20 protein-coding genes and 3 pseudogenes are annotated in these 19,193 nt (G+C 65.5%); 6 read left to right on the forward strand and 17 right to left on the reverse strand.

The window, feature by feature from the left end; translation table 11 throughout:
- Window positions 1-10: 10 nt before the first annotated feature.
- The 7 genes from ABEI27_RS01985 to ABEI27_RS02015 form a co-directional block, all read right to left on the reverse strand.
- Complete coding sequence (locus ABEI27_RS01985) at window positions 11-679, reverse strand: MinD/ParA family protein (RefSeq protein WP_375797744.1); 669 nt, start codon at window positions 677-679, stop codon at window positions 11-13.
- Complete coding sequence (locus tag ABEI27_RS01990; RefSeq protein WP_375797745.1) at window positions 676-1,512, reverse strand: hypothetical protein; 837 nt, start codon at window positions 1,510-1,512, stop codon at window positions 676-678. Before ABEI27_RS01990 ends, ABEI27_RS01985 begins: the two co-directional genes overlap by 4 nt.
- Before the next feature lie 101 nt (window positions 1,513-1,613).
- Window positions 1,614-2,516 carry a hypothetical protein gene (locus ABEI27_RS01995; protein ID WP_375797746.1) on the reverse strand — a complete coding sequence of 301 codons (903 nt, stop codon included), beginning with the start codon at window positions 2,514-2,516 and terminating at the stop codon, window positions 1,614-1,616.
- The gene (locus tag ABEI27_RS02000) at window positions 2,513-2,851 is read right to left on the reverse strand and encodes a hypothetical protein (RefSeq protein WP_375797747.1); all 339 of its coding nucleotides are present in this window, start codon (window positions 2,849-2,851) and stop codon (window positions 2,513-2,515) included. Before ABEI27_RS02000 ends, ABEI27_RS01995 begins: the two co-directional genes overlap by 4 nt.
- A 38-nt stretch (window positions 2,852-2,889) precedes the next feature.
- A complete protein-coding gene (locus tag ABEI27_RS02005; RefSeq protein WP_375797748.1) occupies window positions 2,890-3,174 on the reverse strand; it encodes a hypothetical protein in 285 nt (94 codons plus the stop codon).
- Window positions 3,175-6,873, reverse strand: coding sequence for an LAGLIDADG family homing endonuclease (locus ABEI27_RS02010; RefSeq protein WP_375797749.1), 3,699 nt, complete (start codon window positions 6,871-6,873; stop codon window positions 3,175-3,177).
- A gap of 77 nt (window positions 6,874-6,950) precedes the next feature.
- Complete coding sequence (locus ABEI27_RS02015) at window positions 6,951-7,649, reverse strand: conditioned medium-induced protein 4 (protein WP_375797750.1); 699 nt, start codon at window positions 7,647-7,649, stop codon at window positions 6,951-6,953.
- A gap of 114 nt (window positions 7,650-7,763) precedes the next feature.
- Between ABEI27_RS02015 and ABEI27_RS02020 the strand changes: the two genes are divergently transcribed.
- The 3 genes from ABEI27_RS02020 to ABEI27_RS02030 are packed head-to-tail and all read left to right on the forward strand — an operon-like array spanning window position 7,764 to window position 9,868.
- Entirely contained in the window at window positions 7,764-8,345 is a 582-nt protein-coding gene (locus tag ABEI27_RS02020; RefSeq protein ID WP_375797751.1) for a biotin transporter BioY, read from the forward strand.
- Window positions 8,346-8,405: 60 nt separating this feature from the next.
- Complete coding sequence (locus ABEI27_RS02025) at window positions 8,406-9,125, forward strand: energy-coupling factor ABC transporter ATP-binding protein (protein ID WP_375797752.1); 720 nt, start codon at window positions 8,406-8,408, stop codon at window positions 9,123-9,125.
- Window positions 9,119-9,868, forward strand: a complete 750-nt coding sequence (locus ABEI27_RS02030) for an energy-coupling factor transporter transmembrane component T family protein (RefSeq protein WP_375797753.1) — start codon at window positions 9,119-9,121, stop codon at window positions 9,866-9,868. Before ABEI27_RS02025 ends, ABEI27_RS02030 begins: the two co-directional genes overlap by 7 nt.
- Before the next feature lie 43 nt (window positions 9,869-9,911).
- On the opposite strand, the gene ABEI27_RS02035 is transcribed toward ABEI27_RS02030, so the two are convergent.
- Both ABEI27_RS02035 and ABEI27_RS02040 read right to left on the reverse strand, forming a co-directional pair.
- Window positions 9,912-10,364: a ferritin-like domain-containing protein gene (locus ABEI27_RS02035; RefSeq protein WP_375797754.1), complete on the reverse strand. Its 453-nt coding sequence runs from the start codon at window positions 10,362-10,364 to the stop codon at window positions 9,912-9,914.
- 121 nt (window positions 10,365-10,485) lie between these two features.
- Complete coding sequence (locus ABEI27_RS02040) at window positions 10,486-10,851, reverse strand: ferredoxin family protein (protein WP_375797755.1); 366 nt, start codon at window positions 10,849-10,851, stop codon at window positions 10,486-10,488.
- A gap of 93 nt (window positions 10,852-10,944) precedes the next feature.
- On the opposite strand from ABEI27_RS02040, the gene ABEI27_RS02045 reads away from it, so the two are divergent.
- Together ABEI27_RS02045 and ABEI27_RS02050 are read left to right on the forward strand one after the other, a co-directional pair.
- Complete coding sequence (locus ABEI27_RS02045) at window positions 10,945-11,121, forward strand: hypothetical protein (RefSeq protein WP_375797756.1); 177 nt, start codon at window positions 10,945-10,947, stop codon at window positions 11,119-11,121.
- Between the two features lie 158 nt (window positions 11,122-11,279).
- Complete coding sequence (locus ABEI27_RS02050; protein ID WP_375797757.1) at window positions 11,280-11,765, forward strand: cupin domain-containing protein; 486 nt, start codon at window positions 11,280-11,282, stop codon at window positions 11,763-11,765.
- 33 nt (window positions 11,766-11,798) lie between these two features.
- On the opposite strand, the gene ABEI27_RS02055 is transcribed toward ABEI27_RS02050, so the two are convergent.
- The 7 genes and pseudogenes from ABEI27_RS02055 to ABEI27_RS02080 form a co-directional block, all read right to left on the reverse strand.
- Entirely contained in the window at window positions 11,799-12,512 is a 714-nt protein-coding gene (locus ABEI27_RS02055; RefSeq protein WP_375797758.1) for a type 1 glutamine amidotransferase, read from the reverse strand.
- 81 nt (window positions 12,513-12,593) lie between these two features.
- Complete coding sequence (locus ABEI27_RS02060; protein WP_375797759.1) at window positions 12,594-13,376, reverse strand: alpha/beta fold hydrolase; 783 nt, start codon at window positions 13,374-13,376, stop codon at window positions 12,594-12,596.
- 74 nt (window positions 13,377-13,450) lie between these two features.
- Window positions 13,451-14,038, reverse strand: a complete 588-nt coding sequence (locus ABEI27_RS02065; RefSeq protein WP_375797760.1) for a hypothetical protein — start codon at window positions 14,036-14,038, stop codon at window positions 13,451-13,453.
- Window positions 14,039-14,133: 95 nt separating this feature from the next.
- Window positions 14,134-16,902, reverse strand: a complete 2,769-nt coding sequence (gene alaS / locus ABEI27_RS02070; protein WP_375797761.1) for an alanine--tRNA ligase — start codon at window positions 16,900-16,902, stop codon at window positions 14,134-14,136.
- Between the two features lie 101 nt (window positions 16,903-17,003).
- A pseudogene (locus ABEI27_RS02075) lies at window positions 17,004-17,615 on the reverse strand (replication factor C small subunit); the annotation flags it as partial.
- Between the two features lie 3 nt (window positions 17,616-17,618).
- A pseudogene (locus tag ABEI27_RS15015) lies at window positions 17,619-17,675 on the reverse strand (hypothetical protein); the annotation flags it as partial.
- Window positions 17,676-18,623 (reverse strand): annotated as a pseudogene (locus ABEI27_RS02080) (AAA family ATPase); the annotation flags it as partial.
- 109 nt (window positions 18,624-18,732) lie between these two features.
- Between ABEI27_RS02080 and ABEI27_RS02085 the strand changes: the two are divergent.
- Window positions 18,733-18,939 (forward strand): ubiquitin-like small modifier protein SAMP2, encoded by a 207-nt coding sequence (locus ABEI27_RS02085; RefSeq protein ID WP_375797762.1) that lies wholly within the window; start codon window positions 18,733-18,735, stop codon window positions 18,937-18,939.
- A 55-nt stretch (window positions 18,940-18,994) separates the two neighbouring features.
- Here ABEI27_RS02085 and ABEI27_RS02090 read toward each other — a convergent pair.
- The coding region (locus ABEI27_RS02090; RefSeq protein WP_375797763.1) for a hypothetical protein at window positions 18,995-19,193 on the reverse strand (199 nt) is incomplete at its 5' end.

Below are 19,193 nucleotides of genomic sequence, written 5' to 3' on the forward strand. Positions count from 1 at the left end.
GTAGACGCAGTCATACGCGCTTCGCACGACGGACAGCGTCCGCGACGCTGCCGACTGCGCGGGCCGCACGAGTCGACGGAGCGGTACGGACCACGGGACGGAACGTAGTGACCGTCTTAGCCATCCGAGGGTCCGCAGGGACCGTCTGCGCGGGGGCACCGAGAACCTCCTCGAAGGCGTCTTCCGGCGGGTCGTCGACAGCGCGGTTGATCACGACCGCAACGAGACCAGCGTCGAGTTCGCGGGCCAACTCACGCAACCGGACGGCGTCGGCCAGAGCGTACGACTGCGGCGAGGCGACGACGACGCAGGCGTCGGCCACCGCGAGCGGGACACCGGCGTCGGCCTTCATTCCCGCCGGACAGTCGACGACAACGTCGCCGTAGGCGCTCTCAACTGCGCCGAGCGTTTCGTCAAGGACGGCGACGTCCGCCGAGCGAGCGCCTGCAAGCGAACGGCCACACGGGAGCAAGCGAACCGGGCCCTGTCCCTCACGAACGGCCTCGAGCGGATCCGCACGGCCGGCCAGCACGTCGTGGAGATCCGGTCCCGGTCCGGTCGGGAGGTCGGCCATTCCGAGGTCGGCGTCGACCACCGTCGCATCGAGAGCCGCCCCGAGTTCGATTGCGAGCGTCGACTTGCCCACGCCGCCCTTTCCGCCGGTAACAGCGAGAATCATTCGAATTCCTCCCCTTTCTCCGGGTTCCAACCGGCATCCAGCGCCGTCGCGGCTTCCCGAAGCGCGTCCGCGACGGGAGCGGGTTCGGCTGCCACGGCTCGGTCGGCCAGGCGCTCGGTCCGATCGGTGACCGCACGGAGGGCTTCGAGGTCGGTCGCGAGTTCGGCAGGGATCGCGGCGAGCGCGTCGTCGGTGTTCGATTCGAGGACCGTCACGGCGTCCGAGGCCGTCGCGTCGGTCAACTCCTCCGCCCGGTCGATGCGGGACGCGACGGCGTCGAGCCATTCCGTGACGGGACTGGGAACGGGAACATCGGCACCGCGACTCGCAACCGGGGCCGCCGATTCAGGGAGTGAAGACGACGCACCGTCGGAGATCGGAACCGCATCGGTTGGCGGAGTTGCCCGACCGAGGTCGCGGACCGCGGCAGCGACTCCCGATCCGCCGGTCGTCTCGTCACGTTCCCGCACGGAACCGCGGAGATCGACCGAAACGACCGCGTCCGATGCGTTCGCGTCGGCGGGACAGGCGTAGCCGACGCCGAGTCCACCCGCTGCCGGCAGACGTCCGGTGAACCCCTCGGCGTCCCATCCCGCGTTCGGGACCCCTTCGGTTCGCGGCGGGAGTACCGGGCCGTCGAGGCGGTTCGAAACCCGGACCTGAAGCGGTTCGTCGATTTCGCTTCGGAGTTCGACCTGGACGAGCGTGACGCCCCGAAGCGCCGACGTGGTGACACCGACATCAACGAGCGGGCAAGCGGACGGAACCGTGCCCGACTCGAAGGGCCCAGATGGATCCGCCGCCGTATCGGCGCGCTGAGGATGAATTTGCACAGGGCGTCTGGCTCCGGGATCGGATATAAACCCAGGGACGGAGACAGCGACACGCTCGGCGCGGGGAACCGGAGACGAGTTCGTGTGCAGAGTCCCCGCCGTCACCGGATCAAGAGGGGTCCAGTCAACACATCGGCCGCGGCAGCGACGCCGCCGAGGAGCGCGACGACGTCGGGAGCGACGACAATCGGCGCGCGAGCGGGTGTGAGCCGCGCCGCGGCGAGTGCATCGATCAGAGCGTCCGAGCGGGGGGCTGTGTCGTGAGACGACACGCGGGATGCGATCCGCTGTCGCGCGGCCACGAAGGCTGGTTCGACAGCGGAGACGCGTGCGTCGCGTCGGGCGCGCTCGAGGTTGCCGATGCGGTCTTCGAGTTGAAGCCGCCGGTCGCGGTCGTCACGAGCACTGCGAGCGCGTGCGTCGAGAAGCGCCAGCCGCTGCCTGGCGGCCACCCGTTGTGTCGAAACCTCCGAGAGGCGGCGGGTCGCCGCCGCCAACGAGTCTTCCGCGTCCGCCAGTGCGCTCAGATCGGCGTCGTCCCCGGTCGCCTCGCGGAGCGCCGTGACTCGGCCGCGGATCGTGGCGACTCGCTCACGGAGTCGCTCGGTCTTCGAGCCCGCCTCCGCCGCGCGGCGTCGGGCCTCCCGTAATTCAGACGTGTCGAGCGGCGTCGGCGCCGCACGGAGTTGCCGCCGGGCAGACGCGAGCGCCGAGTCCTGAGGCGTCTCGATCCCGCGAGCCACAGCGATCGACGCGAGCGCGGAGCGACGGTCGAACGAGCGGCCGGGCCGCAGGAGTCCGACGTGCTCGTAGGCGGGCCCCGGTGCTTGTCCGAGAACCGCAGGTGCCGTCTCCGGGACGGGGCTACCGGCGTGGACTGCGCGGACGAGCGCCGTTCGCGTGGGGGCAGTCGGCCAGCCGCGGAGATCGACGATTGGCCCGGACAACTGGGTGCCGTCCGGAAGAACGAGCGTGAACGACAGCCGCGTCGTGGCCGCAGTCACAGGTCGCGTTCGCGCATCGCCGCCGAGCGAGGGTGGTCAGTCCCCGCGGCGAACCGGTCGTACGGCGTGTTCGGGGATTCCCGCTGTTCGTACGCGACGGCCGCCTCCCGCACGGAGTCGGGAGCGTCGGCGAACTCGTTGAACGGTTCGGTCCGCTCGACCTGCACGTCGGCGGCGTGTCGCTCACGGAGGCGACACGCCAAGAACGCCCCGTACTCGGTTTCTCTGAGCAGCGCGGCGCGCCCGAACCGGCGGACGACAGTTTCTTCGTGAGCCCGACACGCGTTTCGTAAGGTCTCACGCGCCCGGCGTGAGTAGGTCACCACCAACAACACGGTTACGCGCAGATCCGCGGGTGACGATATAAAACCACTTACACCGGCGCGATGTCGGCCACGATCGACGCCGGATCTTCGTCGAGGAGGTCCGCGATTCGCTCGCGCGCCTCGGCCTCGCTCTCGGCGACGACCACGAGCCCGTGCGCTCGGCCCTCGCCAGTCGCCTGATACGCCCGTAACTTGTCTTCGCCGTCGAAGTCGGTCGCGTACGTGCGGAGGACCGTCAGGACGCGCTGCTCGGTCGCAGCGAGATCGGCGTCGCCCGACTCGAAGTCGCTGAGGGCTTCCTCGACGTTCCGGAGGGCTGAGATTCGGTCCATCTACGTGGTCCGGAGGTAGCCCTGTCGCGGTTCGTACACCTCGCCTTTCCGGCGGAGGTTCTCGACCTCGTCTTCGGCCTGCGACTGGTCAAGTCCGAGATCGATCGTCGCTCGCTCGACGACCTCGTCCAGGGGTGCGCCCTCCTCGTACTCGTCCTCGAGATCTTCGATCAGGTGCTTGAGATTCTTGATCCGGTCGCGCTGATTCTTCGAGGTCCCGGTCTCGACGATGTCGGCGTCGAACTCGCCCGTCTCGGGGTCCATTCCGATGTCTCGGAGACAGGACTCGACGATTTCGGTCACCCGCACGGCGTCCTTGCGGTCGACCGTATCCGAGAGGCGGAGTCGCGCGGAGGCCTCCGAAAGGCGGACGAGCGCTTCGAGTTTGCGCGCCGTGACGGGCACCGGGGCGTCTTCGTCGGCGCCCTTCGCCCGGAAGTCGACGTAGAAGTCGCGGATGACCTCCTTCGCCTCGTCGGTCATCGTCGGGTAGCAGTTCCGCTTCGCGTACGCAATGTACTTCCGGAGGAGTTCGGCGTCGATCGTCGGGGTGACCTCCTCGGTCGCATCGTCGACCTGATCGTCGGTGAACTCCGAACTCGGCACTTCGGACTTCTGGGTGTGGAGTTCGCCCGCGTAGTTGGTGTTGATGATGTGCTCTGCGAGTTCGGCGTCGGTCTCGGGGTCGGGATCGTCGGTGACGGTGAAGATCAGATCGAATCGCGAGATCAACGCGGGTTCGAGATCGATCTGCTCGCCGATCGGCTCGTACTGGTCGAACCGCCCGTACTTCGGGTTCGCCGCGCCGAGCAGCGAACACCGGGACTTGAGGGTCGCGTTGATGCCGGCCTTCGAGACCGAAATCGACTGCTGTTCCAGCGCTTCGTGCATTGCGCTTCGGTCTTCCGATCGCATCTTATCGAGCTCGTCGACGGCCGCGATCCCCTTGTCGGCGAGCACGAGCGCGCCGGCTTCGAGCGTCCACTGCTGGCCGTCGCCGAAGTCGTCGCGAACGGCCGCCGCAGTCAGTCCCGCAGACGAACTCCCTTTCCCCGAGGTGTAGACGGATCGGGGCGCGATATTGCGGATGTACTGAAGCATCGCCGAGTTGTGCGAGACGATGTTGTTGGAGAGATACGAGTGCGTCCCCGCGACTTCGAGGTCGTACACCCAGTCATCCGTCGGAGAACACGCTTCGATCGAGTCGATGCGATCCCAGCGGATGTCGTTCTCCGCCAGCGCCCGAAGGCGACGAACGTCAGTAACAACTGACAGGGCCTCGTCGATCCGGTTCGCGAGCACGTCGGTTCCGTGAGCGATTCGTCCACCGTCGGGGACGGCATCGGTCCGTTTATGATAACTCACGGTCCTCTGCTCGACACTCATCCCGGTCGCGATTGCTCTTTGTGACACGTTCAGCAAGCGACGAACGGATTCTATCTGTTCCCACGAGCGCGTTCCGAGGTGTTTCGCGGTTTCTTTGAGCCGCTCGATCCGGCGCTCGAAAGCGTCAAGAACAGATCTGAGTGAGTCTCGACTGGGGTTTCGGTCTCCACGCTCGTAGTGCTGATATGTCGACCGAGGAACGCCACAGTCTGATTGCGACAGGGCGAGCGATTCTCGGACGTCTCTGAGTGAGTCCCCGATGTCGGGGACGACATCGGCATTCGTGTTTCGATCCTGATCTGAGTGCGCTTTGGCGGCATCCAGTTTGCGTTCGGTGACGAATCCGACGGCATCGGCGTACCGCTGGAACGCGTCTCCGCTCAGTCGAAGTCGATAACTGCCGTTTTGTCGGGGCTGAACCGAGGATGAGATGTCTAACGACAAGAGGAGCGATCGGACGTCTTTCAGCAGATCACGACTCATCGAGGCGACGGTCAGTTCACGTTGCGCCGCCGAGACGTGACCCTCCGAGTCGACGTACGCCCGAAGGAAGTTCTGCTTGATTTCGGTGGTTGCGTTCTTGATACCGTCTGGAACGCGCTGGGCAGCAGATCGGCTCAAAAGCGCGGGTTCGAGGTGTTCGAGGAAGCTGACAAACTCTTCCGAACTACAGCGAACGACCCGTGCCTGTTTGTGCTCGCGCGAATTCAAAAGTGAGTAATTCACCCCGAGCGACTCAAACCCGGACGCGACGTCGGAGAGGATCTCTTCGTCGTAGTTTGTGATTCGAACGCTACCCGTATGATCGTCGCGGTGTTCGACGTACCCTTCAGCGACGATGTAACCAATGAGCCTTGCCAAGGAATTCGTCCATACCTCAGGCAAGTCAAGCGAAACCGCGTTATCGGACTTCGAACGTCGATACGTGACGTCGAGTGAGTCGCCGCCGTCTGTCGGCACCGTTCGCGGCGTCGCAATACACTGATTTTGTGTCAGATCTTCGACCTTCACCGTCTCGATTTCGCCATTGGACTGAACGAACAGCGGATGCGACGGCGTGGCGGTCAATTCTTTCCCGCTCGCGGTCCGAATCCGATACATCTGCTCCGGCGCTTCACGCTTCCAGACCTTCGTCGCCCGCTGTGTCGTGAGCGATCCGTCGGCTTCCATCGACGGGACGTCGAGATCGACGGTGTCCCACACCCCGTCGTCGACCGGCTTCGGATCGTCGAGGTTCGCCTCGACCAACTCGCGGATGGGCACCTCCGACCCGTCCGAAAGCGTGACAAGCGTGTCGCCGTCGACGCACTTCCCCGTCCCAGGATCCCCGATGAGAAGCATATGCAGGTCCCCCCGAATGCGCGAGCCGTCGGGGAGATGTTTGGTCACGCCAGAGAAGAGCTGGAGGATCATCGCGAGTTTCTCTTCATCGTACCCGTAGATCGATGGGGCGACGGACTCGACCATCTTCTCGTAGATGTCGGGATCGTTCGAGAGGTCAATGATCTCGGCGACATCCGCCTCGGTGATGTCCATATCCTCGAACTCCTCGTCTTCGATCTGGACCGAGACGCCGTCCATATAGAGGTCGAATATGGGCGTCTTCTCGTTGCCGGAGGTCTGCTGTTCGATGTGGAGAACGCCCGTGACGGTGACGTGATCGCCGGCGGTCACCTTCCCCGTCACGTCGTCTTCGAGATCGATGTCGATGCTCTGTGGCGTCTCGCCGCCCCGCAGGCCTTCGGGGCTCTCTTGGACGCGCACCTTCTGCGCGTCGACGAACTCCGACTGGTCGAAGTCGACGTGAAACGGTCCCTGCCGCTCGCAGCCCTGACACTCGTGAGGTTCCTGAAAGCCGCTGTCCGACTGGGGGATGTAGGTCATCGTCCCGCAGCGCTGGCACTCGAAGGCGGCCTCGGTGATCTTCGGTCGGACGTCGGTCGCCTTCCGGACGATGCCCTGGACCGCGATCATCCGCCCGATGTGGTCGTCGTGGACGCGGATGTCGCGAATGTCGACCGTCTCGGGGAGGTCCTGCAAGCGGACGTGCGCGCGGCCGAGTTTGACGTCGGCGGGCAGGTCGTAGAGCCGGAGCGCCTCCTCGGCGTACTCGCGGTACTGGCCGGGGACCTTCCGGTACTCTTCAGCCAGTTCGGTGTCGAACTTGTAGAGATCCTCGTAGTCGACGTAGAGTGAGCGCTGTTCGTTGGGGTACTGCTGCGCGAGGGTGCCGATCTCGTCGCGGTAATACTTTCGGTAGAACTGAATGAACCGATCGGTCAGGTCACGCGAGTCGTCGGGGGCCTTGGCCATCGCACCGGAGTAGGGACCTCACCGGATAAGAGTCTTCGCCACCCGCGGTGGAAGTGATCGATCGCCGGGGTGCGTGCTCAGAGGGACACGTCGGTCTCGATGTCCTCGGTCGCCTCTTGCAGGCCATCGCGGCGAGCGTCCTCGGCGAGGCGCGTCGACAGGTCCGCGTCGGTAAGCAGATCGGTGAACACGTCTCGGAACCGGTGATTTGCCCGGCGGGAGACGAGATCGGCCTCTACGACGCGGCGATAGCCTCGGACGGTCTCGGGCGTGACGTCGGTTTCGGCGACAGCCTCGGAGTCGACCCCCGACGCAATCGCCTCGGTCAACTCGTCGTCAGTCAGCGAGCCGTCGTCTCCGGTCGACGCCGAGACGAGGCTCCGCAGTCGGTCGTATGGAATCGGCGCGTCGCGGTCGGCGTCGCTGACCAGGTGGAGGTCCATCCGCGCGCGGAAGACCGCGTCGCCGTCGACGTCAGCCGAGAGCGACGAGGCGAGCGCGGCGTCGGCGGCACCCGACCACGACTCGGCGTCCGCACCGGTTGCGTCGGGGTCGAAGAAGGCACGGACGACGGTGACGAGGTCGGACGTCGACAGCGACGACGCGAACTCGTAGCGCTCCCGCATCTCCTCGACGAGTTCGATCAGCCGTTCCTCGACTGTCGCGTCGTCAGACTCGGAGAGCGACCCCCGTGGATCCGACTGCGACTCGGTGACGGTCTCCTCCCCCGTTGCGTCGACGAAGAGATCGCGGAGTTCGGCCGTCTTATCGTCCATCGCATCATTGTAGACCCCGCAGACGTACAAAGATTGCCGTCGGGCCGCTTCCGCGATTCCTCGCCGAAGTCGTAAACCGAACAATTGATAACGGTTTACGAGACACGACACGGTATGGCCACAGAGACGGAGTCTGTCGAACTCGTCGGTGAGGACGTCGTCGGCAACGTCGCGCGTGCGGCGCTGTTCGCGGCGCTCACCGGCGCATTCGCGTACGTATCGTTCCCGAACCCGATTTCGCCGGTCCCCGTGAGCCTGCAGGTGTTCGGCGTGTTCCTCGCGGGAGTCTTCCTCGGCCCGCTCTGGGGTGGCATCTCGCTCGTGTTCTACCTCGTTGCCGGGGCCGCTGGCGCGCCGGTCTTCGCCGGTGGGTCGGCCGGCTTCGCTCCACTCGTGGGATACACCGCTGGCTATCTCTGGTCGTATCCGATTGCCGCGTCGTTGACCGGAGCTATCGCCCACGGCTTCGACGGCCTCAACGACCCAGAGACCGTCGCCACCGGGCGGCTGGCAGGGGGAATGATCGGCGGTACAGTCGTCATCTACGCGCTCGGGACAGTCGGCTTCTCCATCGTTCAGGACGTCAGCCTCGTCGCGGCGTTCACCGTGAGCGCGCTGGCGTTCGTCCCGTTCGAGGCGATCAAGATCGCTGCAGCCATCGGCGTAGTCCGCAGTGACGCTGCGGCGGCGGCCTGAGGCGAGCGTGAGCGCGTTCCGAGCGTCGAATCCAGCGACAGACCGATTCCAGACACCCAGATGATCCGAACCGACGGTCTCGTTCACCGCTATGGCGACACGATCGCCGTCGACGGCGTCTCCGTCTCGATCGACGACGGCGAGTGCGTCGTCGTCGCGGGCGCGAACGGGTCGGGTAAGACGACCCTCGTCCGGCACTTCAACGGACTACTCGAACCTGACGCGGGGATCGTCGAGGTGAACGGCCGCGCCGTCGCCGAAGACCTCGTCGCCGCCCGGACCGCGGTCGGAATGGTGTTCCAAGAGCCCAGAGACCAACTGGTCGCCGCCACCGTCGGCGCGGACGTCGCCTTCGGCCCGGAGAACCTGGGGCTCAATCGAGCGGAGATCGACCGCCGTGTCGAGACCGCGCTGTCGGCTGTGAACCTCGACGGTCGGGAGGAGCAGCCCGTGACCGACCTCTCCGGCGGTGAGCGAGAACGCGTCGCCATCGCCGGGGCGCTGGCGATGGAGCCGGATCACCTCGTCCTCGACGAGCCGTTCACCGGCCTCGATGCGCCCGCTCGGGCATCGGTGCTCGATCGACTCCGGGCGCTCGCGACCGAGGGAACGAGCGTCGTGATCGTGACCCACGACCTCCGCGACGTACTCGACCTCGCTGACCGGGTGCTCGTGATGGCTGATGGTGCGGTGGCGGTCGACGACGATCCGAGCGGGGCGCGGGCGTCGCTGCTGAGATACGACGTCGAGGACCCCGGTCGGACCGGACCCCGATGCTGACGTATCGCCCCGGGAAGTCGCTCGCCCATCGGCTCGACCCGCGGACCAAACTATTCGTGCAAGCGGCATTCGCTGCGGCCGCGTTCGCACACACGACGCCGCGCGGTCTCGCAGTGTTCACGCTGGTAGCCGGCGGCTTTCTTGTGGCCGGACGCGTCTCCCCGATCGACGCACTTCGCGGGTATCTGCCCGCGCTGCCGTTCCTGCTCGCCGCGCCGCTGGTCGAGGCAGTGAGCGTCGGCCTCGGGAGATCTGTACCCGGGTTCGCCGCCCGAGTCGCGGGAGTGACCGTCGGACTCGACCCGGCGGCGGCGGTCGGCCCGCTGCTGGCGGGTTACCGGGTGCTGTTGATTCTCTTCGTCTCCGCCGTCTACCTCCGCACGACGCCCGTCCGCGACTCGCGAGCGGCGATCCAGCGGCTCGTTCCCGGTCGCGTCGGCCGACTGCTCGGCGTCGGCGTGGCGCTGGTGTTCCGTTTTTTCCCTCTACTGCGTGCGGATCTCCGGCGTGTTCGCGAGGCCTCTCACGCGCGACTCGGCACCGAACGACCGCTCCGGGACCGGATGCGGTTGGTCGCGGCCGCAGGGCTCCGCCGTGCGTTCGGGCGGGCGGACCGACTGGCGATAGCGCTCAGAGCGCGCTGTTTCGCGTGGAATCCGACGCTGCCGACGCTCCGCTTCGGGCGGACCGACGCCGGGGGCGTCCTCGTCGCCGTCGGCCTCGCGGTGGCGGCGCTCATCTGAGAGGGACCCCTGCGGAGACGACTGGCATAGACGGCGTCCGCGTTCAATCCTGTTGGTACTCTTTTTCGAAGCCGCGGAACTCCGTGCGGTGGGCCTCTTCGTCGGCGAGGATCGTCACGGCGAGGTCCTCCGTAACGGGGTCGTCCGCCGCCTCGGCGGCGCTGACGAGCGCACGGTAAGTCGAAATGGCGTCCTCCTCGGCGTCGAGGACCCCACGGATGACAGAGAGCACGTCCGTGGTGTCCTCGGGCGGCTGAAGGCTCGTCTGCGTCGCCTCGAACGCGGCCGAACCGGGCGGGTGTTCGTCGAGTTGCTTGAGCCGGTTGCCGAGCTGCTCGGCGTGCGTGAGTTCCTCTTGGATGTCCTGTTGAAGCGACTCTTTGATCTCCTCCGCGCGAACCCCGTCGAGGACGATCGAGTTCGACAGGTAGTTCATCACGGTCTCGATCTCGTCCTGATACGCCTTCTGCAGCAGCCGCACGACTTCATCGGACATAGCGTACCTAGTTCCGCGGGTGACGACAAGAGACTATCGCCGAACGGAACTGACTGGGATACGGCGGAATCGCAATGAGCGGCCGGGATGAAGTATAGGGATTAGCGACGGAATGTGCTCGTTATCGTCGCGACGCATCCACGTCGATCGCGTCGACGGGACAGATGTCCACACAGAGCATACAGTCGATGCACTGGTCTTCGTAGGTCGGTTCGACTTTCTGTTCGGATTCGGGGTGGTCCGGCGTGTCGACCCAGGTGAACACGTCGACCGGACAGTTCTCCAGACACGCGCCGTCGGCGATGCAGATGTCGTAGTCGACAGCGACGTGAGTCCCGTGGATGCCCAGTTTTTCCGGCGGTTCGATCGGGCCCCAGACGTCGACGCCGTCGCCAAACTCGGTTTGGCTTGCGGACGAAGGAAGTTTTTCCAACTCTTCGGGGCCGACGAGTTCCCTGTTGCTGTCGAAGTTCGGATCAATTCCCATTGCCTGGTTATTCTGGAGACAGGTGCAAAACAGCGTCGGTGCCAGAAACGGGCGGAAGGCCGATGTCTCACCGGATCGAATCATACGCTGTCGATGCAGCGTCGAACGCGAGCCGCCCTGCTCGGAACGATCAGCCTCGCGGGCGCGGCGCTCCTGTTCGGGCTGACCGTGTACCCGTTTCAGTACGGCCTCGTCGAGAGTTTCCTCCTGCTCGCCGCGCTCGTCGCGGTCGCCGTCTTCGAGACAGTTCTCGACGACACGTCGTTCTGACGTCGTGCGATAGTAGCGGTTGCAAGTCTTCGCTCACTCGATCGCACGGCTGCGTGCGATCGGCTGTGCAATCAGTTGCAAACGCTACTATAGGGGCCGAGCACGGACTTCACCCGTCCGACCCGGCCAATTAACAGGCAACCGACCGAGGCTCAGATATGGGACGTGTCAACGAGAGTGATCTCGAATGGAGCGAAACCGAACGCGAAGAGACCCACTTCCGTCGGAAGACGCTCGGCAGCGAAACCGACGTCGAGGATCTCGGGGCGAGTCTCTACGAACTCCCGCCGGGCGGGTCCTCGTGGCCGTATCACTTCCACACGGGCAACGCGGAGGCGATCTACGTCCTCTCTGGCGCGGGCGTGCTCCGAACGCCAGCGGGCGAGAACCGGATCCAAGCGGGCGACTACTGCGACTTCCCCGCGACCCCCGATGGCGCACACCGCCTGCGGAACGACGGCGACGACCCCCTCCGGTTTCTCGCCGTGTCGACGATGCAGGACCCCGACGTGACAGTTTACCCCGATTCCGAGAAGATCGGGGTCTACGCCGGATCGCCGCCGGGCGGCGAAAAGGACGAGCGAGTCGTCGCGGGCTACTACCGGGCGGACGACGATGTCGACTACTGGGAGAACGAGTCATAGGGGCCGCCGAGGCCGATCAGAACTGACGCGTGCTCACTTGACGACGGCCGTCTCGCGCACCTGCCGGACGTAATCGGTGAAGTTCTCGAAGAGCCGCTTAGTGCGGCAGGCGGCGTCGTAGTTCGCCGCGTCGATCCCATCGAGGACGGACTGGATCCGCTCTTCGGGGAGATCCTTGCCCCTCGTGACCCTCGCTGCGGTGTCGCGGTCGTACTCGGGGTGGAACTGGACGCCCCAGGCGTGCCCGCGCCGGAAGGCGTGGATACCGTAGTCGTTCTCCGCGAGCAACTCGGCGTCCGGCGGGAGTTCGGTGACAGCGTCCGAGTGGGTCGTGAACGCCGTGAACGGATCGTCGAGCCCGGCGAAGAGTTCGTCGTCGCTCGCCGCGGCCGTCTGGTCAATCTCGCGGTACCCGATCTCGCACTCGCCCATACCCTCGACGCGGCCGCCCAACGCCGACGCCAGCGCCTGGTGGCCGTAGCAGACGCCCAGGATCGGAAGCCCGGCGTCGTCGGCCGTGGCAACGTAGTCGAGCAGCGGGCGGATCCAGTCGCGATCCCAGTAGACGGATGTCCGCGACCCCGTGACGATCACTCCGTCGAAGTCGAAGTCGGCCGGCCGCTCGTTGGCGGTGACCTCGAACTCGACGAGGTCGGCGTCGAGTTCGCGTCGGAAGTTCCGGCGGGTGTGTTCGCTCTCGGACGCGTCCAAGAGCGCGAGGCGGAGACGGTCGCGTGCCGTGGTCATTGTGTCGGTGAAAACGCTACGATCAAAAGTGACTTGCGCCCATTCGCTGTGAGAAGTGGTCTGGGAGCGGGCCGAACGTCGTCACTCGAGGTCCGGCAGAAACCCGAGCAGTTCGTCGTTGACCTGCTTCGAGGCTTCGACGTGAACCAGATGACCAGCGTCGTCGATCCCGAGGAATCTCCCACGCGGGAGGCCCTCAGCCAGTCGCTCGCCACGCTCGGGCGACCAGACGGCGTCGTCGCACCCGTGGATCACGAGTGTTGGTTCGGTGATCTCGTACAGGTGGTCGCTGCAGTCGAAGCCGTGGGCGGCGGCCACTTGGGCGTCCCAGGCCTCCCGGTTCGCGTCCTCACTCGCGCGCCACTCAGCCATCTGCTCGACTGCCTCGGGTCGCTCGTCGACAAACGACGCGGACAGTCCAGCACGTAACGAATCGTCCAGCGCCGCGGGATCGTCGGGTGCTCCCCATAGGGGTTCGAGCGCCAGGTCGCCGCCGCGAGCCGCAGTTCCGATGAGGACGAGGCTGTTCACGCGGGCCGTCTCGTGGGCGGCGTGGAGTGCGACCATCCCGCCGAGTCCCGCGCCGACGACGTGGGCCGAGCGGACGCCGGCATCCGAGAGGACGGTCGTGAGATCGTCTGCGAGCGTCGGGACGCAGTACGGGCCGGGCGGGGCGTCCGAGCGGCCGGAGCCGCGGAGATCCGCGACGAGGCTCCGGTACGGACCGGCGACAGCGGCGTGCTGCCACCCCCACTGCCACGCGCCGTAGCCGGCGTCACCGACGAAAGCGACAGTCTCGTCAATACGGTCGCCACCGGCTGTCTCGTAATAGAGGTCGACGCCGTCGTTCGCGGTCGTTGGCATAACCGGACTTCCCGGCGAGCGGGTTTAGTCGTCTCGAAGCCGGCGGATCCTCGGCGCGAGCGGAATCGGGTCGGTCAGTCGTGTCGGGTGCGGACGGTCCACTCCTCGTCGTACTCGACGACCGCGTCGAACAGGGTCGTGAGCAGTTCGACGGTCTGTTCGTCCTGTGCGAGGGGATCGAGGTAGAACTGTCCCGTCCCGCCGGTCGCAGCGAGCCGACTCGTCAGGACGTGGAGGAACCGATAGACGGCCGGCGGGTCGGCATACTGGAGCAGTACCGTCAGCGACTCGACGACGACGGACGGGTTTTCCCAGTCGTTCAGATGCGGTGTCGACTTGACGCCGACGCCGGTGAGGTTCGACGGCGACCCGACGGTCTCGACGCTATAGGGCGTCTCTTGTTCGTCTGGGCCGAACGCGGCGAGGTCGTCTGTCGTGATCACCGCAGCGTTCGCCGGTTCTTCGCCGAGGAGCGCACACCAGTTCTCGTACCACGTCGCGGGCGGGGTGGAGAAGTCCACGCCGAGCAGTTCGACAGCGTCGGAGTCCTCGAGCAGGTGGCGCTTACACGGGGCGTCAGACGACACGGCACCCTGTGGCCGGAGTATGAGGACTGCCACGGCCTCGTCGATCTGTAATGCAGCCTCTACTTGCGAGGGCACAGTGTTATTTCCCCAACAAGTATCGATAAGTCTTGCGCCGACCGCGGGCATAATCGATAGCCGATCTCTCAGTTCTCGGGTGACGACCCGCCGGATCAGGCACTCCGTACCGCGCGAAGGACCTCCGGCGCTGATTCGATTGCGTCGTCGAGGGCGTCGACGTCGGGGCCGCCGCCCTGTGCGAAGTCCGGTGGCCCGCCGCCACCGCCGCCGACCTTCGCGGCGAGGCGGCCGACGACCTCGCCGGCGTTAATTCCGACGTCGTCCGGAACGCCGACCACGAACTGGGCACTCTCGCCCGCACCGGAGCCGAGGACGGCGACCTTGTCCTCCTCGACGAGCGCGTTCGCCGTCGCGCGGAGTTCGTCGGCGTCGCCATCGAGTCGGCGGACCACCGCGGGCGTCCCGTCGACGTCGACCGTCTCGTCGTCCGCGGCAGCGCGCGCCTCGGCGAGTTCGTTCTTCAGTCGGTCGATCGTTTTCCCCCGCTCCTTCCACTCGGTGAAGAACCGCTCGGCCGTCTCGGGGACGTCCTCGGGGTTCACGTCGAGAATGTCGGCCGCCTCGAAGAGCGCATCCTCCGTGGCCTGCGTGCTCTCGATGGCGGCGTCGCCTGCGGCGAAGGTGATCCGCTCGACACCGTCTTGGACCGGCTCCGTCGACTGGATCTTGATCGCGCCGATGTCACCGGTGTGGCTCACGTGGGTCCCACCACACGCTTGGACGTCGTCGCCGACGGTGATCGTACGGATGTTCTGTCCCGGCGGAATGCCACCCTGATAGAGGTCGAAGCCGTGTCGCTCTTCGGCCGCGTGTCGGTCCGGCCAGCGCTGCTTGACCGGGAGGTTGCGTCGGACGACGTCGTTTGCGACCGCCTCGATCCGCTTGACCTCCCCGCGGGAAATGCGCTCGTAGTGGGAAACGTCGAGCCTAGCGCTTTCTGTCCCCTTCTGTGCGCCGGCCTGCCGGACGTGCTCTCCGAGAACCTGCCGGGCGGCGTAGCCGATCACGTGCGTCGCGGTGTGGTGGCGCATCAGCCGCCGCCGACGCTCCACGTCGAGTTGACCACGGACGAACTCGCCTTTGCCGGGGCTGCCGTCGGTCCGGTGGAGAATGACGCCGTCGCGACGCTGGACGTCGGTGACCTGGACGGTCGTGTCGTCGGTCGCGAGCGTCCCGTGGTCTGCGGGCTGTCCCCCGCCCTCCGGGTAGAACATCGTCTGATCGAGGACGACGTCGTACCCGTCTTCGCGTTCGATGACGTCCAACACGACCGCCTCGAACTCCGTTCGCTCCTGATCGTCGTAGTAGAGTTGCTCCGTGTTCGGCAGTTCGGCGATGCGTTCCTCGCGCTCGATTGCCTCCTGAGAGCCACCCTCGCCGCCGTGGCGATCCGCGACGAGCGAGTAGAAGTCGTCGGGAATGTCGACGTCGGCGCCCCGGTCCGCGGCGATCTCTGCGACCATCTCGGGCTGGATCCCGTGGGAGTCGTACAGTTCGATGAGTTCCTCGACGGGAATCGACTCCTTCCGCTTGGCGTACTCGGCCGCGAGGTTCTCGACTTTCCGTCGGCCGCGCTCGAGCGTCTCTCTGTACTTGCGCTCCTCGGTCCGGACGATGTCACGGATCGTGTCGCGGTTCTCGTACCCGAGACGCTCGGCCTGCATATCGACCAGTTCGTCGAGCGGCGCGTCGATGCCGACGTCGTCGACGAGGCGCTTGGTTCGCCGGAGCACCATCCGCGCGAGATAGCCCGTGCCGACGTTGGAGGGGACGATCTCGTCGCCGAACATATACGCCAGCGTCCGGCAGTGATCGGCGATCGCGTAGATTGTCTCCAGAGGCTCGAGGAGTTCGGTGAGTTCCTCGGCGTCGACGCCGAGTTCGCCTGCGACGTCCGCGCGCGCAGCCGTCAGATCGTCGACCTCGTCGACGTCGAGGTAGCCCGAGAGTTTCGCCGAACGATGGACGAGTACTTCCTCCTCGTCGGTCAGCGAGATTCCGGCGTTGTCCTTCAGGAACTCGATGGCGTCGGGGTAGACGGCCTCGTAGACCGTCGGGGTCCCCTGTGACACCCACGTCCAGCGTTCGAGGCCGTAGCCGGTATCGACGATGTAGGTGTCCATCGGCGTGTACCGGTTCCCATCTTTCATCTCGTATTCGCCCTCCTCGTCCTGTTCCATCGACATAAAGACGAGCGTGGCCAGTTCTGCGCCTCGATACAGAACCTCGAAGGCGGGCCCGGCGTTGCCGCCGCCGACCCACGGATCCTCGATATAGGTGATCTCCTCGACGTCGGCCCCCATATGCTCGAAGAACTGATCGCAGAGTTCGACGGTTCGGTCTTTCCAGTAGACCTCACCCTCGTAGGCGTACTCGTCTTCGGCATCGTCGCGGGCGTTGAACGCGTGGTGAGCCATCATCTCGAAAGCCATCGTGTGTCGGCCGGTCTTGCCCACGTTGTCGATGTCCTGCATCCGGATACAGGGTTGTGAGATCGTGAGGGGGTTCGCCGGCGGCGGGGTCTGCCCGCTCGTGACGAGCGGCTGGAAGTCGTAGATCGACGCCTGCGTCAGGAGGACGTCGTCGCGCCAGCGGTTGGCGGCGACCGGATACGGATCGATGCGCTCGTGATCGTGCTCTTCGAAGAACGAGAGGAACTCCTCGCGCATCTCCGAGAGGGAGTACTTCTCGTCGAAACCAGGGTTGTCGATGAAGGAGTAGTCATCCGCCGGCGGCTCCCCGCACGTCTCGCGGTCGGGGTCGCGCGTCCAGAAGTGGACGCCCGTCACCGGACACTGCTTCCGGTAGAAGCCCTCCTCCTCGAAGTAGTCGAGGCGATACGCCGCTTCGAGTTCACTCATTACCCACCAGTTGGCCAACGACCGGGTAAAACAGTTCCGGGAACGGGAGAGTCGGACGGCCGCAGGAGGGCGTTTAACGACTGATTAGCGTCAAATATCCACTACTCTTCGGCCGCCAGCGACGCCAGAAGCGCCTCCAGTTGGACCTGCTCGTTCGCGCCGGCAGTGATCCGGTAGTCGGCCTCGCCGATCCGCTCCAGCAGGCGAACGGTGGTCCGCTCGTCGAGATCGAAGTCCCATGCCGAGCGATGCAGTTGGTCGATGATGTCGCCGCCGGCCATACCCGTGTCGACGAGCAGCGTTTCGAGTTTGGCCCGGGCGCTCGTGAAGTCGCCGTCGATCGCCGCGTGGACCATCTCTTCGATCTCCTCGGGCCTGGCCGTAGAGGTGATCAGATACACCGCCTCCTCGTCAACGACCTCGCCGGTCGTGGCCGCCGCCTGCAGGGAGTTGATCGCGCGGCGCATATCACCGTCCGCCGCGTACACCAAGGCGTCGAGGCCGTCCTCGGTCACGTCGATCGCTTCGCTCTCGGCGATCTCTTCGATCTGGCTCCGAACGGCGTCGTCCGAGAGCGGCGAGAAGCGGAAAACCGCACACCGCGACTGAATCGGGTCGATGATCTCAGAAGAGTAGTTACACGAGAGCACGAACCGGGTGTTGTCGGAGAACTGCTCCATCGTCCGGCGAAGCGCCGACTGTGCGTCGCTGGTGTTGTGAGTCAGGACGCCGTTGGCGAGCATAAAGTTCGGCGTTCCCTCCATAGAGATGTTGTATGCTTTCCCACGGTGACTGTAGTCTATCTGGTGAACCTCCGCCGTCTCGACCGTTGTGAGACCACCATCGGAGATGAGTGCAGGATTGTTCTCGCCCGCGAGTTTCTCAACGATTTTCTCCCGCCGCTCGTCTGACCACTCTACTCCGTACATCGGGTTCCCCGAACCCCGCATCTCCTGGCTGTGTCCCTCGCTCTTGCAGTCGAGAGAACAGAACCGCCCCGCAGTCCAGTCACCACAGACTTCGCATCGTGATACGCCGACCTCGTCTGTGAAATCTGCAATCTCATCACCGGGCGACAAGTCTCGGAGTTCGGTTTCGAGCAGTCTGCCGTCCTCACCGACGGTAAAGAATGGGTGGGTGAGGCTCGCAGTGATCGTTCGGCCGTCGGCGAGTTCGACCGCAAAGAAGTCGGCGACGCCGGAGTCGACGAGTTTGCCTTTGTCGGACTGGATCTCGTTCGTCTCGAAGTCGACAGACGGGATTGGCTCGCCGTCGTCGCTTACCTCCTCGATCGGTTTTACTTCTGGAGACGACGGGGAGCCGGTGACGACGTCCGTTCCGGGAGGGACACACAGCGAATCTGCCTCATCAAGGAAGATGATCCGGTAATCGTGCCCCCCGAACGACGAGCGTGCGAAGTTCTTGATTCGGTCCCGGACAACGTCGATACCGCGCTCGTCGGAGGCGTTGAGTTCGAGGAAGTTCTCCTGCCAGTCGTCGCCGTATAGTTCCCGGGCGATGGCCGTGGCTGCGGTGGTTTTCCCCACACCGGCCGGCCCCGAAAACAGGAGATGCGGCAGGTCGTCCCGATCGACGTAGGACTGCAGTCGATCGACGATCTCCTCCTGCCCGTGGATGTTCGTCAATCGCTCGGGCCGGAACTTCTCGATCCAAATCTCGCGGCCGGTCGGAGTGTCCGCGGGCGCGTCGGCCTCGCTCATACGGGTGAGACGGGGCCGGCGGGTGATAAACCACCCGCGTTTCGGTCGGGAGGTGAGTCGGATTGAGCGGGAGCGAAACGCGCAAGCCCACGACGCGAGAAAGTGACGTATGCGCGTTACCGTTGAGGTCGTTGGCGAGGGCGAAGACGAGGTGGAGATCGACGACGATGGGACCTACGCCGACGTCGCCCGCGCGGTCGGCTACTCTCCCCACGAGGTGTCGATCCTCGTCGACGACTCGCCCGTCCCGGAGGATCAACCTGTGGAGGTCGGTCGAGTGCGCGTGCTCAGACTGGTCAAAGGCGGCACGAAGTAGCGTGACCGCGAGGATCCGCGAGGCGACCGGTGGCGACGCCGACGCTGCCAGCAGATTACTCGATGCCGCGATGCTTGAATTCGATCGAGAACGAGTGCGCAGGCGCACCGGCGTCGGAAGCGCGCTCGTCGCAGTCGCCGCCGACGTGAGGGACGCCGCAGAACCGAGCGACGAGCGAGTGGTCGGCATCTGTGTGCTGAGCGATGCGGGCGGCGGAGACGGCGCTTCCGGGATCGGGACTGGCGAAGCCACCG

The sequence above is a fragment of the Halobellus sp. genome (assembly GCF_042218505.1).
Taxonomy (GTDB): domain Archaea; phylum Halobacteriota; class Halobacteria; order Halobacteriales; family Haloferacaceae; genus Haloquadratum.

Bases quoted from the DNA above. Each gene is read 5' to 3' on its own strand.
- ABEI27_RS01985 (WP_375797744.1), bottom strand. From the start codon at position 679: ATGATTCTCGCTGTTACCGGCGGAAAGGGCGGCGTGGGCAAGTCGACG.
- ABEI27_RS02005 (WP_375797748.1), bottom strand. From the start codon at position 3,174: ATGGACCGAATCTCAGCCCTCCGGAACGTCGAGGAAGCCCTCAGCGAC.
- ABEI27_RS02010 (WP_375797749.1), bottom strand. From the start codon at position 6,873: ATGGCCAAGGCCCCCGACGACTCGCGTGACCTGACCGATCGGTTCATT.
- ABEI27_RS02015 (WP_375797750.1), bottom strand. From the start codon at position 7,649: ATGGACGATAAGACGGCCGAACTCCGCGATCTCTTCGTCGACGCAACG.
- ABEI27_RS02020 (WP_375797751.1), top strand. From the start codon at position 7,764: ATGGCCACAGAGACGGAGTCTGTCGAACTCGTCGGTGAGGACGTCGTC.
- ABEI27_RS02025 (WP_375797752.1), top strand. From the start codon at position 8,406: ATGATCCGAACCGACGGTCTCGTTCACCGCTATGGCGACACGATCGCC.
- ABEI27_RS02030 (WP_375797753.1), top strand. From the start codon at position 9,119: ATGCTGACGTATCGCCCCGGGAAGTCGCTCGCCCATCGGCTCGACCCG.
- ABEI27_RS02035 (WP_375797754.1), bottom strand. From the start codon at position 10,364: ATGTCCGATGAAGTCGTGCGGCTGCTGCAGAAGGCGTATCAGGACGAG.
- ABEI27_RS02040 (WP_375797755.1), bottom strand. From the start codon at position 10,851: ATGGGAATTGATCCGAACTTCGACAGCAACAGGGAACTCGTCGGCCCC.
- ABEI27_RS02045 (WP_375797756.1), top strand. From the start codon at position 10,945: ATGCAGCGTCGAACGCGAGCCGCCCTGCTCGGAACGATCAGCCTCGCG.
- ABEI27_RS02050 (WP_375797757.1), top strand. From the start codon at position 11,280: ATGGGACGTGTCAACGAGAGTGATCTCGAATGGAGCGAAACCGAACGC.
- ABEI27_RS02055 (WP_375797758.1), bottom strand. From the start codon at position 12,512: ATGACCACGGCACGCGACCGTCTCCGCCTCGCGCTCTTGGACGCGTCC.
- ABEI27_RS02060 (WP_375797759.1), bottom strand. From the start codon at position 13,376: ATGCCAACGACCGCGAACGACGGCGTCGACCTCTATTACGAGACAGCC.
- alaS (WP_375797761.1), bottom strand. From the start codon at position 16,902: ATGAGTGAACTCGAAGCGGCGTATCGCCTCGACTACTTCGAGGAGGAG.
- ABEI27_RS02085 (WP_375797762.1), top strand. From the start codon at position 18,733: ATGCGCGTTACCGTTGAGGTCGTTGGCGAGGGCGAAGACGAGGTGGAG.